This is a genomic window from Streptomyces luteosporeus (genome assembly GCF_039532865.1).
GTDB classification, from domain to species: Bacteria; Actinomycetota; Actinomycetes; order Streptomycetales; family Streptomycetaceae; genus Streptomyces; species Streptomyces luteosporeus.
Genome location: NZ_BAAASL010000057.1, coordinates 1 through 953 on the forward strand (window position 1 = coordinate 1; position 953 = coordinate 953).

Annotated in this window: 2 protein-coding genes; both read right to left on the bottom strand. The window is 55.2% G+C overall.

Annotation, left to right across the window (positions count from 1 at the left end; all coding sequences use genetic code 11):
* Positions 1-365, bottom strand: a 365-nt coding sequence (locus ABD361_RS30380) for a DUF2913 family protein (RefSeq protein ID WP_344440194.1), incomplete at its 3' end; no start/stop codon positions are given.
* On the bottom strand, positions 362-829 hold the full coding sequence (locus ABD361_RS30385; protein WP_344440196.1) for a hypothetical protein: 468 nt from the start codon (positions 827-829) through the stop codon (positions 362-364). The genes ABD361_RS30385 and ABD361_RS30380, both read right to left, overlap by 4 nt.
* Positions 830-953 lie beyond the last annotated feature (124 nt).

Sequence of the window (953 nt, forward strand, 5' to 3'; positions counted from 1 at the left end):
CCTGACCATTCCCGATCGCTCAGCAGACGGTAGTTCCAGTGCATATCTTTCGCTGTTTCCAGAGCATACGTCAGCCGGAACAGGTCGTTCTGCTCGGACAACTCGCCGGTGCAGGAACGCCAGAGGTAATTCAGCTTGCTGGCCAGCTTCGCGCTGACGCCCAGCTGGCGCCTCTGTTTCAACAGCCACTCGATGTCCGGATTTATCTCCCGGGGGAAACGCCGTTGCTTCAGCGCAGTCGCCAGCCAGCGGATGAGAAAGAGATTTTCCTGTGCCGGCGAGAGAACGCCACCCTCCTGCCTGGCCAGCGCAAGCGCCACCAGGGCACACCATGCCAGATGGCCCGATTTTTCTGTCAGCGTCACGGCTTCTCCCGCAAGTCAGAAAAATGATGTAATTCATCCAGCATAATCAGCACACGTCGGCCCGTCTTACGGGGAAACATTCGCCGCATCTCACGCGTCAGCTGCTTCTTCTCCCATCCGTAAGGGAAAATAATGTTGTATTCATTTCTCCCAGCGTAAATATCAGGGCCCGCGACGATACGCGCTACCTCCTTATTCAGACGTTCGCCTCGCCAGCCATAAGCCGCCAGTCGCTTACGGATACGTGCAATGGGAAAACGTTTATCGGAGTGACGCGGGAAGAGTAACGTCCCGTCCTCATTTCGTTTGACGCCAAACATATCCAGAGACTGCTCGATCACCACTGTTCTCGTGGGAAAATGCTCACGCATAGTTTTCATCATATTTTCCATTCCAGACTCCTGAATTAATACCTGCAGCTGTCTGACCAGCCAGAGAGCAGCGTTATCTCCCTGCGCCATCATTCATTTCACACTGGATCTCACGCCAGTATCCGGCAATATTGTTTACCACCCGAGCCGTCATAACTGCGTCAGTGACGGCGGAGTGTGCCTCCCCGGCCCAGCTCAGCCCAGCCTGACTGACAGC

Excerpts from the sequence above, each read along its gene's own strand:
- ABD361_RS30385 (WP_344440196.1), bottom strand. The coding sequence starts at position 829 with ATGATGGCGCAGGGAGATAACGCTGCTCTCTGGCTGGTCAGACAGCTG.